Genomic DNA, 16273 nt, shown 5'->3' on the forward strand with positions numbered 1-16273 from the left:
TCCACAGGGGCACGATTTTTTCGCCAATTCCTCGACACACCGCTACAGGGCGAGCAGGGTGGGGATTAGCCATCCCCACCCCCAAGAAAGCAGCGGTGCCCCATGAACCAGCCCCTCCAACAAACCCCGGAACCATCCGCCACGCCACCGAAACCCCGACCCCGGCGGCAACCCAGAAGCACCAATCGGGCATATCGCAGCCATCTTGCCCACCGGGTTGGCGAACTCGGCGAAGCCACCGCCGCCCAGTTTTACCGTGACGAAGGCTACCGGATTCTCGCCCGCAATGTGCGCTATCCCGTGGGTGAACTCGACGTCATCGCCCGCGCCCCCGACCCCAACAGCACCATCGTTTTCATCGAAGTGAAAACCCGAACCACCCTAGACTTCGGCATTGCCGAGGCCGTGACCCCACGCAAACTCCACCGCATGCACCGGGCCGCCTACCGGTGGCTTACCGAACGCCACGTCCCATGGTCCGAGGTGCGGTTCGACGTGGTGGCCATATACTTAGACCCCACCGGCCTGGCCAGCGTGCAACGCTACATCGGGGTTGACGATGGCGCTCGCTAAAACCCTCAGCGTGACCCTCAACGGTGTGGCCGCCCAACTCGTTGAAGTAGAAGCCAACATCGGTGCCGGCCTCCCCGGAACCCACATTGTGGGCCTCGCCTCCGCGGCGGTCAACCAGGCCCGGGATCGCATTAAAATCGCCGCCCAAAATTCAAAACTCACCTGGCCCAAAACCAAGATCATGGTGAGCCTCCTCCCCAGCGATGTTCCCAAAACCGGCTCCCACTTCGACGCCGCCATCGCCGTCGCCATTCTCTCCGCAACCCACCCCGATGCCCGGGTGCGCGCCAGCCTCGCCAACACCATGGTGCTTGGCGAAATCGGATTCGACGGTCGCCTCCGGGCCGTGCCCGGCATCCTGCCCGCCGTCCTGGCGGCCAGCGCCGCCGGGGTAGAAACCGTCATCATCCCGGAAGGAAACGCCCACGAAGCCCTCCTCTGCCCCGGAATTGATGTGTTCACCGCCACCTCCATCACCCACATCATCGACTGGACCTATGGGCGGGCGGAACTCGCCCACATCACCCCAGGCAAGCCGTCCGATCCGCCCCACACCAACAGGCATCTCGACATGAACCAGGTGGCCGGCCAACACGAGGCAAAATTCGCCGCGGAAGTAGCCGCCGCCGGTGGCCACAACCTCCTACTCATCGGCCCCCGCGGCTCCGGCAAATCCATGATCGCCGAACGCATCCCCACCCTGCTCCCGCCACTGACCCAGGCGGAACAGGTGGAATCCACCGTCGTGCACTCCATAGCCGGAACCACCACCGACCACGTCGTCACCACCGCCCCCTACATAGCGCCCCACCACTCCATTAGCGCGGCCGCCCTCCTCGGCGGCGGGTCCGGAACCCCCAAACCAGGCGCCGTCAGCCTGGCACACAACGGCGTGCTCTTCCTCGACGAAGTATCGGAAATACCGGCAAAAATCCTAGACTCACTGCGCATACCCATGGAAAACGGCCAAGTGCGAATCCACCGGGCCCACCGCACCTTCACGTTTCCGGCCAGGTTCCAACTGGTGATGGCCGCCAACCCCTGCCGGTGCGCCGCCGAAACCCCAGAAGCCTGCACCTGCCCCGCAACCGTGCGGGCCAAATACCTCACCAACCTTTCCGGCCCACTCCGGGACCGCATCGATATTTTCAGCCACACCCACACCAAAGGGCCATTAGTCACCGGCGGCGCCACCTGCGAACCCTCCCGCCGCATAGCCGAACGAGTCGCCCAAGCCCGGGCCCGCGCCCGATGGCGCTGGCAGCAGGCCGGATACGGCGAAATCACCACCGCCGCCCTGGACCCCTGCGTCCTGCGCCGAGAATTCCCCGCCGACGAGGCCGGCATGGCCATGCTCGCCAGCTACCTGATGATGGGAAACATCACCCAACGTGGGGTTGACCGGGTGCTGAAACTCGCCTGGACCCTGGCCGACCTGGCCGGCGATCCCACCCCCACTCTGGACCACATAGCACAGGCACTAGACCTGAGAGGAGAAGACCTACTATGACCAACCCGCAACCGCCTATAGATGAGCGTCGACAAGCGTGGGCGTACCTATCGCGCGTATTCGAAGGCCCCAGCCGGGAACTCACCAACCTGCTTAACAACCGACGCGACCCCGAGGCCATCGCCCAGGGCATTCGCCGCCGCGAATCCTGGCTCGGCGACATTCTCGCCCGCACCCACACCCGCTACCAGGACGATCGGGCCAAAGCCGACCTCACAACCATGGCCGCCATCGGCGGCAGACTCGTCACCCCTGACGACCCCGAATGGCCCGCCGAACCCCTCGACGCCGCCTTCAGATTCGCCGCCAGCGGCAAAAGCGACACCCTACGCAGCTACCAGGAAGACGCCGTACCACCCCACGCCCTATGGGTACGCGGCAGCAACCTGCGGCAACTCTGCGCCCAGGCCGTATCCATCGTGGGATCCCGCGCCGCCAGCAACTATGGTTCCCACGCGGCCCGACTCATCAGCGCCGGCCTCATCGACCACCACTGGACCATCATTTCCGGGGGCGCCTTCGGCATCGACAGCGCCGCCCACACCGAGGTGCTGGCCCGCGGCGGAACAACCATCGCCGTGCAAGCCTGCGGACTCGACCGGCCATACCCCCGCCGCAACCACGACATGCTCACCACCATTGCCCAACATAATGGGGCCCTGGTCAGCGAATACCCGCCCGGCGCCACCCCGCAACGGCACCGGTTCCTCACCCGAAACCGACTCATTGCCGCCCTCAGCTCCGGCACCGTCATCATCGAAGCCGCCTGGCGTTCCGGCGCGCTCAACACCCTAAGCTGGGCCGCCGCCTTCGGAAAAATCACCATGGCCGTGCCCGGCCCCATCACCACTGCCCAGTCCCTGGGCTGCCACGAGCGCATCCGAAACGGCGACGCGGCCATGGTGTGCTCCGCCGACGAGGTCCGCCAACTCCTCGCCAAAATCGGCGACATTGACGTGGGCGAACAGTACGAAATGCAATTCGCCGCCACCCCCGTGCAGAAATTATCGCGGAATGAGATGCGCATTTACGACGCCACCGGTCCCCGGCCCATCCCCACCGACCAGCTTGCGCACGACGCCGGCCTGACCATTGGGCTCACCGTGCACCTGCTCCTGTCACTGGCGCAGCAAGGACTGGTGGAGCGAAACGGAAACGCCTGGCAGCGTGCGGTTTCTCCCGATCCCCGCGAGGTACATGCGGGGGTCGGGTAACCAAAACAGCAGCCGGCCTGGTCCGGCGGGGAGACACCGCAATACCTTGGTTGTGTCATAAGTCATATATTGGCGTGGTGATTGTTGTGCTGCTGGTCATCGCCGGTTTTCCTTAATGCTTGCGGTTTCGGGCGCATCCCACGGCACCCAAATCCATAAAAAGTTTGAAGTAAGGGTTGCATAAACGAACGACGCACTTTAAAGTGGGATAGGCAAGCCTAAGTAAATCTCTTCTTGAAGTTCAGGGCTGGTTCTTTAAGACGAGAAAAGCCGCGGTGATCCCCTCAACGAGGCATCCCAGGCACTAGGGTTATGCACTATGGGTGAGTCAGATACGAAAACGGAGCAACCACACACGGGTGCTCCGTTTTCGTCGTTTCCAACACAAAGCCAAGCAACATCGGCCGCCGCGTCGGAACCGGTAGCATCGACGCAGTTACAGGAGGCCATCGCCGATTTCGCCGAACACCTTCACCTTGTTGTGGGACGTTCCCCGGCCACCGTCGCCGGTTACCGCAGCGACCTTATCGACTTCTGCCGACACGCACACACATTCGAAGACTTCACTCTGGTGAATCTTCGGGCCTGGCTCGGTGCCGCTGTCGATGCCGGTAAATCCCGTGCTACCATCGCGCGCCGGGCGGCCGCGGCCCGGAGCTTCAGCAGCTGGTGTGAGCGCCAAGGCTACCTCGACACCAATGTGGCGGCGCGCCTGGCGGTGCCCAAGTCGGGGCGGTCGCTGCCCACGGTGGTCACGCCCACCGCAGCCGAAACCCTGATGGTGTCGTCACAAGCGACCACGGAACCGGAATATTTACGAGACACCGCCATGCTGGAACTTCTGTATGCGACCGGCATCCGGGTGTCCGAACTCTGCGGCATTGATCTTGCGGACGTGAACTATTCCCGAAACACCGTCAAAGTCACCGGGAAGGGGAATAAACAACGTGTCGTCCCCTTTGGGGACCCTGCCGCTTCCGCGCTCAAGGCGTGGCGCGACCATGGCCGCCCCCACCTGCTTAATCCGAAAAAACCGGCTCACAACGCCCTGTTTCTCGGGGCCCGGGGTGGGCGGATTGATCCTCGGATGGTGCGCACCGTGGTGGCGCGGGCCGGTGAACAACTCGGCGTTGACGGTCTGGGCCCGCACTCCCTGCGGCACAGCGCGGCAACACACATGCTCGATGGTGGCGCCGACCTGCGGGTCGTGCAGGAACTCCTCGGCCATTCCTCGCTGCAAACCACCCAGATCTATACCCACGTGAGTACCACCCGGTTAAAGCAGGCATATAACCAGGCGCACCCCCGGGCCTAAGCGCTCGGTGGGGGCTTGAGGCGAATCACTGGTGCCGGCAGCAGGGTTAGCGGGTTGATGTAGTCGTCCGCCCCGAATTTGGCGCCCCACTGCAATCCTGGGTAGCCGTGAGTGCCGCCCGGCGCGAGCGTGCCAATAGGTTGCTGTCCAGTCACGGTATCACCCACCGCGACGAGGGGCAGCACCGGCTGATACGTGGTACGCAATCCGCCTGGGTGTTCGATTGACACGGTGGGGATGCCGGCCAGTATCCCGGCGTAGATGACGGTCCCGTCACCCGCGGCATAAATCGGGTCGGTGGGGGCGGCCTCCAGGTCCACGCCACGGTGTCCGGGTAGCCAGTTTTTCGCCGGTTTGTTAAAGGTGCGCAGCACACGATTGGGCCGAGGCAGGCGGGTGACTGGATTGGTGAATCCTGTGGGGTGGCCGGTGTGTGGTGAGGCAGGATGCGTGGATCGTGTAATTTGTGGCTGGCTGGGGTTAGCGGTGGCAGGTGGGGGAGTGGATACCATCATGAGCACGACCATGAACAGCAGGAAGAGGAGCGGTGGGCGAAACCTGTAGCAGCTTGTCACAGCCTGGTGCGTCCCATCAAAGGCCATGTGTTGTGAGGTTTGTTGTAAGGTCATGCCTCCAGGCTCACCCCGGCTTTGGTGCCACCGCCAGCGGCCGGAAAACCGCCTGTGGAAACCGGTACAGGTGGTGCAGAAACATGCTTCTGGTGCGCCTGTGGCGTGGACCTGTGGATAACTTTACGGTGGGGTATGAAGGTGTGCGGCGCCGGGGCGTCGTAAAGCTCAATATAGCTGGCGGTACACATTTGTTTTCGTGGGGAGAAAAGACTACGATGACTCGCTGGTGGTGTGTCATTCGTGGCCGCGGTACCCCCGGGGCAACCCCGACGCATGTACCAAGAAAAATACGCGCGATCACGAACCCGCGCCCTCATCTTCCCTCGGGGGAATTGCGGTGGGGGTTGCAGGTGCCGAAATCCTCGAAACATGGTCCATATCATTGTGGTGTTTCAGGCGGTGCTGGTCGCTAGGGTGTGGGCAAAACCCACACAATTTCCATAACCAAAACTCTTAAAATTATAGAAAGGAAGCATCATCATGGCAGTCGTTACCATGCGCGAGCTTCTGGACTCTGGTGTGCACTTCGGCCATCAGACCCGCCGTTGGAACCCGAAGATGCGCCGCTTCATCTTCACCGAACGCAACGGCATCTACATCATTGACCTGCAACAAACCCTCACCTACATTGATGAGGCTTTCGAGTTCGTCAAGGAAACCGTCGCCCACGGCGGCACCATTTTGTATGTTGGCACCAAGAAACAGGCCCAGGAACCCATCCAGGAAGAGGCTAAGCGTATTGGCATGCCTTATGTGAACCACCGGTGGTTGGGCGGTATGCTCACCAACTTCCAGACCGTGTCGAAGCGTCTGCACCGCATGAAGGAATTGCAGGCAATGGAGTCTGAGGGCGGTTTTGAGGGTCGCACCAAGAAGGAAATCCTCATGCTGACCCGGGAACGCACCAAGCTGGAGCGGGTGCTCGGCGGCATTGCCGAGATGCATAAGGTTCCGTCTGCCCTGTGGGTTGTCGACACCAACAAGGAACACATTGCCGTCAATGAGGCACACAAGCTGAACATTCCCGTGGTGGCCATTCTTGACACCAACTGCGACCCCGATGTAGTCAACTACCCGGTTCCCGGCAACGACGATGCTATTCGTTCCATTGCCGTGCTGACCCGCGTGATCTCCGCAGCCGTGATTGAAGGCAAGAAGGCTCGGGAAGAGCGCGCTTTGGCCGCCGCCAAGGACGCTGCCGGCGATTCGCAGCGGGAAGAAGCCGTTGAGGTCGCCGCCAAGGTCGAGGCCCCTACCGAGGTAGCCGCCAAGGTTGAGGCACCCGCCGAGGTCGCAGCTAAGGTTGAGGCCTCCGCTGAGGTCGCCGCCGAAGCCAAAGCCGCCGAGGACAAGGCAACCCCCGCCGAATAATATTCGGTAAAATAAGCCGCGAAGCCCTCATCACAACATTTGTTGTTGAGGGCTTCAATGCCCATACCCCATTATTTTCCCATCCCCATTTACCGAGGAGGATCGCCCCTACCATGGCGAATTTCACCGCAGCAGATGTTAAGAAGCTCCGCGAGGTCACCGGCGCTGGCATGAGCGACTGCAAGAAAGCACTGGTCGAGACCGATGGTGACTTTGACAAGGCCGTCGAAATCCTGCGCATCAAAGGCGCTAAAGACGTGGGCAAGCGCGCCGAGCGCAACGCCCTAGAAGGTTTGATTGCCGTGTCCGGCACCACCCTGGTTGAGGTCAATGCCGAAACCGACTTCGTGGCTAAGAGCGCCGAATTCATTGAATTCGCCCAGAAAGTTGCCGACGCCGCCGCAGCAGCCAAGGCCAACACCCCGGAAGAGCTGGCTGCTGTTGAGGTTGATGGCAAGCCCGCCGGCGAAGCCATCCTGGAACTGTCCGCCAAGATTGGCGAGAAAATGCAGCTGCGCCGTGTCGCCACCCTCGAAGGCGATCACGTGTCCGTGTACCTGCACCAGCGTGCCGCAGGCCTGCCCCCCGCAGTGGGCGTGCTCGTAGCCTACAAGGGTGACGGTGCCGACGCCGAGGCTGCCGCCCACAATGCCGCACTGCAGGTTGCTGCCCTGAAGGCCCGCTACCTGACCCGCGAAGACGTTCCGGCCGAGGTCGTGGACAAGGAGCGCGCCATTGCGGAAGAAATCACCCGCCAGGAAGGCAAGCCCGAGCAGGCCATTCCGAAGATCGTTGAGGGTCGCCTGAACGGCTTCTACAAGGACGTTGTGCTGCTGGAACAGCCGTCGGTTGCCGACAACAAGAAGTCCGTGAAGCAGCTCATGGATGCCGCCGGCGCAACCCTGACCGGGTTCGTTCGGTTTGAAGTCGGCCAAAACTAGGCGCCGACATCACCACCCCCATGCACTACATGGGGGCATTTTTTCGCTTTTCGACGACTCAAGCCGGCACAGCGTGTGGGTAATGTGCCCCTATAACAGGTAGACTTTGGGGTCGTCGACAAGCTCATAGCAATGGGAAGGTATAGATACACCAATGACCGATAATCTCACCAAACGCTCCGGTGGTTACCAACGTGTAATGCTGAAACTGGGAGGTGAAATGTTCGGCGGCGGGTCGGTAGGTATTGATCCCGATGTGGTTTCTAATGTGGCACGGCAGATAGCCAGTGTGGCCCGTGATGGGGTGCAGGTGGCGGTTGTTATTGGTGGCGGTAACTTCTTCCGCGGCGCACAACTGCAACAACGCGGGTTGGATCGGAACCGATCCGACTACATGGGCATGCTCGGCACAGTCATGAACTGTTTGGCGCTGCAGGATTTCTTGGAACAAGAAGGCATAGACTGCCGGGTCCAAACCGCCATCAACATGGCCCAAGTGGCTGAACCCTATCTGCCGCTGCGGGCGAAACGCCACCTGGAAAAGGGGCGCGTGGTCATTTTCGGCGCCGGCATGGGCATGCCGTACTTTTCCACCGACACCACCGCGGCGCAACGCGCCCTGGAAATCGACTGCGAAGTGCTGCTCATGGCCAAAGCAGTCGATGGCGTGTACTCCGATGATCCCCGCACCAACCCGGATGCGGAATTTTTCTCCGACATCACACCGCGGGAAGTCATCGAACGAGGCCTGCGGGTGGCCGACGCCACGGCATTTTCGCTGTGTATGGACAATAACATGCCGATTCTCGTGTTCAACCTTTTAGAAGAGGGCAATATTGCCCGCGCCTGCTCGGGGGCGCAGATCGGCACACTGGTGCAATCCTAGCCGACCGGTAGGCGTCGACAAGCTCAAAGCTGTAGCAAATCTTATGCCCTGGGTGGGCTGTGATAATTTCTGCTTGCCTACCGCTTGTTGCTAGCCTAAATGAAGGAAGACACACGTCAACCTGCCCATTTCAACCTGCCTCATATAAAGGAATTCACCATGATCGACGAAATTTTGCTGGAATGCGAAGAACACATGAGCACCACCGTGGACCGCACCCGCGAAGAACTCACCACCATTCGCACCGGCCGAGCCAATCCCGCCATGTTCAACGGGGTGGTCGCCGATTATTATGGCGTGCCCACCCCCATCACCCAAATGGCCACAGTGTCGGTGCCAGAAGCCCGCATGATGCTCATCAAACCCTACGAAATGTCCATGATGGGCGTGATCGAAAATGCCATCCGCAACTCGGACCTGGGCGTGAACCCCACCAACGACGGTCAGGTGCTGCGCGTGACCATCCCCCAGCTGACCGAGGAACGCCGCCGCGACATGGTGAAGCTCGCTAAGTCCAAAGGCGAGGACGGTAAAATCGCCATCCGCAACGTGCGCCGCAAGGGCATGGACCAGCTGAAGAAAATCCACAAGGATGGCGATGCTGGCGAAGACGAAGTGCAGGCAGCCGAAAAGGAACTTGATAAGGTCACCCAAAAATATGTGGCCGCCGTCGATGAAGTGGTGCAGAAAAAAGAAGCAGAACTCATGGAAGTGTAAGCACGGATACGCGCCAAGAATTGCTTACGCTTACCTGCCGTAACCACGTGTTACCGCATGATTGCTGCATAATTATTGCATGAGTGATCCCCAGGGATGAGCACATAATCCTGGGGATTCTTTGCTAGAAACCCCTTGCTCGTGGCGGCTGCCGCCACATGGCACCAACGCCAAACCCCGATAGACGTGGAGCACGATGAAGAAAACCCCACCCCATATACCCAAGCCCAAAAATTCGGCCGGCCGTGATTTGAAGGTCGCCATTCCTGTGGGCATTGGTCTGTTTACCATTGTGCTTCTCGCTATCTTCGTCATCCCCTTCGGCTGGTACCCGCTTGTGGCGCTCGCCATATTTTCCGGGCAGTGGGAAGTAATCACCCGAGTCACCGAGGCCGGCTATGTGGTGCAACGCTGGTGCCTACTCTTCGGCGGGCAATTGATGCTGTGGCTTTCGTGGCCGTTCGGCACGACCGGGTTGGTGTCTGGTTTTGTTGCCGCCGTGCTGCTGCTCATGTTTTCCCGACTGTTTTATGCCGGGCCAGTCGCAGAACAACGCAACCCGCAGCCACAGCAGGGCGGCACCGACCCTGGGACACCTGCCCAGCTAAGTCAGTCGGAAGAGCAGGGGAAGCCGGAACGGCAGGGGCCGAAAAATTATGTGCGTGACACTTCCATGGGAGTGTTTATACTGACATGGATTCCCCTGTTCGGCAGTTTCGCCGCCATGATGAGTTTGCTGCGCGGGCATGACGACGTGCCCGGATCCATGTTCATCATCACATTCATGCTGTGCGTCATCGCCTCCGACACCGGCGGATACATTGCCGGGGTAATGTTCGGATCCCACCCCATGGCGCCCACGGTCAGCCCCAAAAAATCCTGGGAAGGTTTCGCCGGATCCACCATTTCCAGCGCCGTGGTGGGGGCGCTTATGGTGAGCAACCTCCTGTATTACGACTGGTGGTGGGGGATACTCCTAGGGTTCGGGCTGGCGGTGTGCGCCACCCTGGGTGACCTATTGGAGTCCCAGTTCAAACGTGAATTAGGGATCAAAGACATGTCCGGCATGGTCCCCGGGCATGGGGGAGTCATGGATCGGCTCGACGGCATGTTGCCCTCAGCCATGGTGACCTGGCTAGTGCTTTCGGTCATTGCAATATAAGCGGGGGTGGACAATTCATGGCGGGGTGGGTGCCAACTATGCTTTCTATCGGTGGCCCCTCGGCTCGTACCAGCATGGGTGACCTGTTGGCCGCAATATAAACCATTTCCTGCCAACCCGGTGCCCACGGAGTGCCGCGGTATCGCCACAGCCTATCGGGTGGTTTCCTTACCTGGCTCCCCGCCGGTGGCACGGATGCTATTGACGGTTTCGACAAGGTGCTTGTCGGTTTTAATGATTTGGCGGCGCAGCTGGAACATCCGCACACCACCCACCAATGCCATAATGAGCGCCCCGCTGATGGCGGCCAACAAGAAACCGATCCCGGCCGGGAACCGGAAATTCCAGGCAAACAGTACTAGATCTACTTGATCCTGGTTTTGCATGATAAATACCAGTAGCATAATGAGCAGTAGGGCGCCGGCGATCAGGGCAATCCAGGTGCCGCCGGCGAAGGATCCTTGCACCCCGGACGGCTGCTTGGCTTCCATTGCCGGGTAAGTTGGTTTTGCCAGGGGTTCGGCCGATTTCTTAGCCGATTTCTTAGCTGCCGTGTGGGATGCCGTGTCCGCAGTCGGGTGCGTTGGAGCGGACTCCTGGGATTCCACAGAAGTCGGGAAAGTTGGGGTTCCGGCGGCGGCAGGCGACTGTTTTGCAGAGTTCGAGGCGCCTGATTTTGTTGAGTTTTGAAGCGGCTCAGATGGCACATCAGAATGTGTGGGATTGTTCATGGGGTCTTTAGCCATAACTTTATTCAACTTTAGTTACCGCAGGAACGCAATTTTTCCGGGATTTTTCTGGGATATAGGTTCTTCATAGTACAAGTATATGATTTTCTATGTGTCTGCACATCCGATACCGTGGCCGTCGCAAAGCCGCGCCGGAGAACCGCAATGGGATCAGTGATGATACGTCAAATCGACGTGGGGAAGAAAACATGGCATGATGTGTGGGTTATGCCTACACCCATCCCCTTGAATTTCTCCACACCCCGGCGCGCCATGCCGCCGAAACATTTCGCCGACCTCACCCCAGACCAGCGGATTGCGGCCCTGGCGGATTTAGGCCTGCCGAAATTTCGGGCAAACCAGCTGGCCAAACACTATTATGGCCGGCTAGAGGCCGATCCGCGTACCATGACGGACCTGCCCGCCGCGGTTCGAGATGCTGTTGCCGAAGCATTATTTCCCACGCTCATGACCCCGGTGCGGCAGGTGACAGCGGATGATGGGGAAACCCACAAAACCCTGTGGCGGTTGCATGATGGAACCCTGCTGGAATCCGTGCTCATGCGCTACCCCAACCGCGCCACCCTGTGCATTTCCTCCCAGGCGGGGTGCGGCATGGCCTGCCCGTTCTGCGCTACCGGCCAGGCGGGGTTGGACCGTAACCTTTCCACCGGGGAAATCATCGACCAGGTTCGGTCGGCGGCCCGCACCATGGTGGCCGAGGGAAGTCGGCTCTCGAACATTGTGTTCATGGGTATGGGGGAGCCGTTGGCGAACTATAAGCGGGTGGTGTCCGCGGTGCGGCAAATCACCGCCCCCGTGCCCCAAGGGTTTGGGATATCGCAGCGCAATGTGACCGTATCGACGGTGGGGATGGCCCCGATGATCCGCAAGCTTGCCGACGAAAACCTCTCGGTCACCTTGGCGGTTTCTCTGCACACCCCTGACGATGAGCTTCGGGACACCCTGGTTCCGGTGAATAATCGCTGGTCCGTGGCCGAAGTGCTGGATGCCGCTGCCTATTACGCGGATCGGTCTGGTCGGCGGGTCTCCATTGAATACGCCCTCATCCGGGACATTAATGACCAGGGGTGGCGGGCCGATCTGTTGGGCAAAAAGCTGCACAAGGCCCTGGGGTCGAAAGCCCATGTGAATCTCATTCCGCTGAACCCGACCCCGGGCTCGAAGTGGGATGCCTCGCCGCGGGAGCAGCAGGCGGAGTTCGTGCGCCGGGTCATTGCCCAGGGGGTGACCTGCACCGTTCGGGACACGAAGGGGCAGGAAATCGCCGCCGCCTGCGGGCAGCTCGCCGCCGAAAACCGCGCTACCGCCTAGTTGATGATTCCTGCGACGCCGAACAGCCCATTATTCTGCGCCAGCGCCACCCCCACCTTGGTGGCCTTCGGATTCATGATGACGTCGCGGCTGTCTTTGTCTCCCAACCATGTGGCCACGGACTCGGTGGGGTCAGCTGTCAGATCAAACACCACCCGCCGCGGCATGGGGAACTCCACACGTTCAGTTCGGCTGAACTTCTCGGCATCGCTTTGCATGCTAGCGCTCAACTTAGCATCAAGGGTGAGCGCGGCGAGGTTTTTCTTCGCCCGCTCCGCATTGATCTGCCGCACAATGGTGTCGATACGCTGCTGGTCGCTGGCTATTTGGCCGGAAGTGAGCGGCCGCGCCGACACGAACCATTCGTTGCCGCTTTGCACCAGGCCGATCGCCACATGCGTGTATTTCTTCCCGGTGAGAATTTCCCGGAAACCAGGGGTGTCCCACGAATCCACCACGGCCAGCGGGTCGCGGTTACGGCCCACAGCCCGGAAATAACCCTGGTAGTAGGCCTTATTTTGGTCCTTCATGTGCTGAGCCCACTGCTGTTCCTCCGGGTTGAACGAGGGAGCCAACTGCAACGCGCCGGCACCCCGGGCGGCCCGTGCCGCATTGAGCTTTTCCACCAGCTTCGTCATGCGCTGCTCATTGGTTGACAGGGCCTCGCCCTCCGACTGGAAGTGCACAAAGCCACCCCACCAGGAGCCATCCTCATTGCCGGCCAGACCAATACCCACCTTGGTGACATCCGGCCGTTCCGCCAGTTGACGGAAATAATCCTGCTCTTTCAGGGTTTTCTGGTAGGACTCCACCGGGTCCGGGCCGCTGACAATCACAACGGAACCCGAATCGTCAAACACCCGACCGCCGCTCTTTAAAAACTCGTCGGCCCGGGCCTGTTGCTTCGCGCTCAACGCGGTATCCAACGTCACCGGCTGTAGATGCTTTGCTATCCGGGGTTTGTTGATTGCATCAAGCAGCCGCTGGATTTGCTGGCTCGTGTCTTCCGTCCCGGCCTCCGGTTTCCACGGGGCTGTGCTTGTCGACGCCCCACCGGTGGTGCCGGCACCCCGATTATTAGGGCTGGAAGAACCAGTCTTCGACCCCTGGTTTACGGTCCCATTCGTCTGGACGGGGCGTGCCGCCTCGGCAGTCACGGTCGGATGCTCCGACGCGGCAGGTGCGGGGGCCTCAACACTGGTGCTGGGGGTTGTTGGCTGCTGCGACCCGCTGGTGGTGGCCTCAGCCGAGGCGCTGGGGGAGGGATTCGTGCTGGTGCTGGAGATGTGTGAGGTGTGGGAGCCGGATCGGGAGAATGCGGTTGCCGCAGCAAAGACCGTCGCAAGGAAAGCCACGATCGGCAATGCCGGGCCCAACACCCGGATGATGTTATCGGGAATCCCCGGCAATGCTGCGCTGCCGGTGCTGCCTACGTTGCTGCTCCCCGCGGAGCTCCCCGGTGCGGCCGATGCGGTGGGGGTAATAACCGCGTGACCACCGCACATGAGGCTGGGAACAAGGACAACTGTGACGGCACTGCGCCGCCACTTTTTTGGTAGGGAATGATGGGACATGAGACCTCTCCTCGACGAATGTATCTAATCCGAAGCCCTCTTCGGGATGGCCTTAAGTCTAGACCAAAATAACCCTAAAATTAATATTTAGTATTTATTTAAAACTCTAAAAAACCCCTGGTAAATACCCCCTTCGGATTCTAAAATGCCCATTTACCAGCCCAATTAGCCAAGCGATTATCCTGCTTGTTGCCGGAATTATGTTATCAATTCTTAACCAATTACCTAATAAAAACTGCCCCCCAATAAGGGGAGCAGTACCACGATAAACAGCGAAACCACGACGGTCAGCTATAACATCACTTCTCTAACGACCGAAGATGCGCAACCCGCGACGGCTCAATATTCAGCGCCCGCAATTCCTTATCCGTCAACTCCGCATAAGGGCCAGTGCAGGTAGCCTGCAAATACGTCCAATCCGGCTCTACATGGCCAATCGGCTTATTATGGGCCGTCAACGTCCGTGCCTGTGTCCCCTTCGGCTCAAACAACTGAATAAGCAGCCCAACCGCAATCAACGCCGCAAACACAAACAAGAAAATGGTCTCAACATGCCCCTTATGGTTGCCAAAATTATACCCAAGCAACACAAACACGCTGATCCAACCGGCAATCTGCACCGCATTTTGACCAATGTGATGCCAACCCCAAGCGGCGGAAGGCTCATCTAAGGTGGAAACACCATTATGAACTTCGGGGGCAATCTCATGATGAGAACCGGCCACGTTCTTCTCCTTATCTCAATCCGGCGCAAGCTGATGGTGTAGGGGAATCAACACAACTAAATGAAAAAAACATAGCTACGCGAGAATGTGTGATGAACTAGATTTCCCCCTAATTTTTACACAACTACCGGCATAAAGCGACATTAATGCAGCACATATTATGATTACAGCACCCCACCCAGCAAAGACGACCAGTGTAAACACGCAAAATCACCCCCGGAAGAAAAATAATCAACCTAAAGTAGGTACACGATAGGGGGTAACCCTTAGTTGACTATTACACCAACTAGTGCCTGCTAGTGTCGCTAACGTGGCCACCAGGCTTCATCCATAATCACCCCACCCATCAGCAATAACCAAACAGCAACAAATAAAAACCACAAGCAAAACAAAAGTGAAACAATAGGAAATATGGTCAAACACGTAATTATCCTCGGCAGCACCGGATCCATTGGCACCCAAGCACTCCAAGTCATCGCCGACAACCCCGACAAATTCCACGTCGTCGGAATCGCGGCCGCCGGCCGAAACCCCCAGCTCATCATCGACCAAGCCCAAGCCCTGCGGCTCAACCCCGACCACATTGCTGTCGCCAACCCCCAAGCGGCCGAAACTATCGCCGCCGCCCTCGGCGGTGCCGTCCGCACCGGCGCCACCGCCGCCGCTGACCTGGTGAAAGCCATCCCCTGCGATACCGTCCTCAACGCGCTGGTCGGATCCCTCGGGCTCGCCGCCACCATGGCCACCATCGAAGTCGGCGCTACCCTCGCCCTTGCCAATAAAGAATCCCTCGTCGCCGGGGGCACGCTTGTCACCGAATCCGCCGCCCCCGGCCAAATCATTCCCGTCGACTCCGAGCACTCCGCCATGGCCCAATGCCTGCGTGCCGGGTCGAGAACCGAGGTTGATCGCATTGTGCTCACCGCCTCCGGCGGCCCGTTCCGCGGCTGGACTCGGCAACAAATGTGGGATGTGACCCCCGAGCAGGCCGCCGCCCACCCCACCTGGTCCATGGGGCAGATGAACACCCTCAACTCCGCCACCCTAGTGAATAAGGGGTTGGAACTTATCGAAGCCAGCCTGCTTTTCGACGTGCCTGCCGAACGGATTGATGTCACCGTGCACCCCCAATCCATTGTGCACTCCATGGTGACCTTCACCGATGGCGCCACCATCGCCCAGGCATCCCCGCCATCAATGAAACTTCCCATTGCCCTGGCCCTCCACTGGCCGTACCGGGTGCCCGGCGCCCAACCCGCCCTGGATTTCAGCGCCGCCACCACCACAAATTGGGAATTCATGCCCGTTGATAATGAGGCGTTTCCCGCAGTGCAATTGGCCCGCCAGGTTGCCACCTATGGGGGCATGCTGCCGGCAGTGTACAATGCAGCCAATGAGCAGGCCGCCGCCCAATTCCTTGCTGGCCGGATTGCCTTCCCCCAAATCGTTGATACCGTGTCAGAAATATTAAGCCACGCCGAGGCCTTCGCCAGAACTCCGGAATCGATCATGGAGGTTCTAGAGTGTGAGAAAGAGGCACGGAGCCTGGCCGACCGCTACCTGGCCACCATCATGCGTTAGGAGGCGGGA

Annotated in this window: 15 protein-coding genes; 11 read left to right on the plus strand and 4 right to left on the minus strand. The window is 59.8% G+C overall.

The genetic code is table 11. The features are described 5' to 3' along the window. The first annotated feature begins 102 nt into the window (after nucleotides 1-102). From HBA49_RS04450 to HBA49_RS04465, 4 genes are all read left to right on the plus strand, one after another. Nucleotides 103-573, plus strand: coding sequence for a YraN family protein (locus HBA49_RS04450; RefSeq protein WP_005525699.1), 471 nt, complete (start codon nucleotides 103-105; stop codon nucleotides 571-573). Next, the gene (locus HBA49_RS04455; RefSeq protein ID WP_005525689.1) at nucleotides 560-2083 is read left to right on the plus strand and encodes a YifB family Mg chelatase-like AAA ATPase; all 1524 of its coding nucleotides are present in this window, start codon (nucleotides 560-562) and stop codon (nucleotides 2081-2083) included. The genes HBA49_RS04450 and HBA49_RS04455 overlap by 14 nt, the downstream gene beginning before the upstream one ends. Further along, nucleotides 2080-3297 (plus strand): DNA-processing protein DprA, encoded by a 1218-nt coding sequence (gene dprA, locus HBA49_RS04460; protein WP_005526202.1) that lies wholly within the window; start codon nucleotides 2080-2082, stop codon nucleotides 3295-3297. Before HBA49_RS04455 ends, dprA begins: the two co-directional genes overlap by 4 nt. Nucleotides 3298-3616: 319 nt before the next feature. Beyond that, a complete protein-coding gene (locus HBA49_RS04465; RefSeq protein WP_005526468.1) occupies nucleotides 3617-4612 on the plus strand; it encodes a tyrosine recombinase XerC in 996 nt (331 codons plus the stop codon). On the opposite strand, the gene HBA49_RS04470 is transcribed toward HBA49_RS04465, so the two are convergent. Continuing rightward, nucleotides 4609-5241, minus strand: coding sequence for a murein hydrolase activator EnvC family protein (locus tag HBA49_RS04470; protein ID WP_005525968.1), 633 nt, complete (start codon nucleotides 5239-5241; stop codon nucleotides 4609-4611). The genes HBA49_RS04465 and HBA49_RS04470 overlap by 4 nt on opposite strands. A 483-nt stretch (nucleotides 5242-5724) precedes the next feature. Here HBA49_RS04470 and rpsB point away from each other — a divergent pair, with 483 nt between their 5' ends. The 5 genes from rpsB (at nucleotide 5725) to HBA49_RS04495 (ending at nucleotide 10321) form a co-directional block, all read left to right on the plus strand. Then, a complete protein-coding gene (gene rpsB, locus HBA49_RS04475) occupies nucleotides 5725-6615 on the plus strand; it encodes a 30S ribosomal protein S2 (protein ID WP_005525949.1) in 891 nt (296 codons plus the stop codon). A 113-nt stretch (nucleotides 6616-6728) separates the two neighbouring features. Further along, nucleotides 6729-7556, plus strand: coding sequence for a translation elongation factor Ts (gene tsf, locus HBA49_RS04480; protein WP_005520707.1), 828 nt, complete (start codon nucleotides 6729-6731; stop codon nucleotides 7554-7556). A gap of 154 nt (nucleotides 7557-7710) precedes the next feature. Further along, nucleotides 7711-8442, plus strand: a complete 732-nt coding sequence (gene pyrH / locus HBA49_RS04485) for a UMP kinase (protein ID WP_005520710.1) — start codon at nucleotides 7711-7713, stop codon at nucleotides 8440-8442. Between the two features lie 159 nt (nucleotides 8443-8601). Continuing rightward, on the plus strand, nucleotides 8602-9159 hold the full coding sequence (gene frr / locus HBA49_RS04490) for a ribosome recycling factor (RefSeq protein ID WP_005526295.1): 558 nt from the start codon (nucleotides 8602-8604) through the stop codon (nucleotides 9157-9159). A 196-nt stretch (nucleotides 9160-9355) separates the two neighbouring features. Further along, on the plus strand, nucleotides 9356-10321 hold the full coding sequence (locus tag HBA49_RS04495) for a phosphatidate cytidylyltransferase (protein WP_005525993.1): 966 nt from the start codon (nucleotides 9356-9358) through the stop codon (nucleotides 10319-10321). A gap of 152 nt (nucleotides 10322-10473) precedes the next feature. Here the strand turns inward: HBA49_RS04495 and HBA49_RS12865 are convergent, their stop codons facing one another. Further along, a complete protein-coding gene (locus HBA49_RS12865; RefSeq protein WP_338080829.1) occupies nucleotides 10474-11067 on the minus strand; it encodes a LapA family protein in 594 nt (197 codons plus the stop codon). A 210-nt stretch (nucleotides 11068-11277) separates the two neighbouring features. On the opposite strand from HBA49_RS12865, the gene rlmN reads away from it, so the two are divergent. After that, a complete protein-coding gene (gene rlmN, locus HBA49_RS04505) occupies nucleotides 11278-12384 on the plus strand; it encodes a dual-specificity RNA methyltransferase RlmN (protein ID WP_081455693.1) in 1107 nt (368 codons plus the stop codon). Here rlmN and HBA49_RS04510 read toward each other — a convergent pair. Together HBA49_RS04510 and HBA49_RS04515 are read right to left on the minus strand one after the other, a co-directional pair. Beyond that, on the minus strand, nucleotides 12381-13958 hold the full coding sequence (locus tag HBA49_RS04510; protein WP_005525582.1) for a CAP domain-containing protein: 1578 nt from the start codon (nucleotides 13956-13958) through the stop codon (nucleotides 12381-12383). The genes rlmN and HBA49_RS04510 overlap by 4 nt on opposite strands. A 299-nt stretch (nucleotides 13959-14257) precedes the next feature. Then, entirely contained in the window at nucleotides 14258-14683 is a 426-nt protein-coding gene (locus HBA49_RS04515) for a DUF2631 domain-containing protein (protein ID WP_005525750.1), read from the minus strand. A gap of 411 nt (nucleotides 14684-15094) precedes the next feature. On the opposite strand from HBA49_RS04515, the gene dxr reads away from it, so the two are divergent. Further along, a complete protein-coding gene (dxr, locus tag HBA49_RS04520) occupies nucleotides 15095-16264 on the plus strand; it encodes a 1-deoxy-D-xylulose-5-phosphate reductoisomerase (RefSeq protein WP_005526537.1) in 1170 nt (389 codons plus the stop codon). The last annotated feature ends 9 nt before the right edge of the window (nucleotides 16265-16273 follow it).

This window comes from Corynebacterium matruchotii (assembly GCF_011612265.2).
Lineage (GTDB): Bacteria > Actinomycetota > Actinomycetes > Mycobacteriales > Mycobacteriaceae > Corynebacterium > Corynebacterium matruchotii.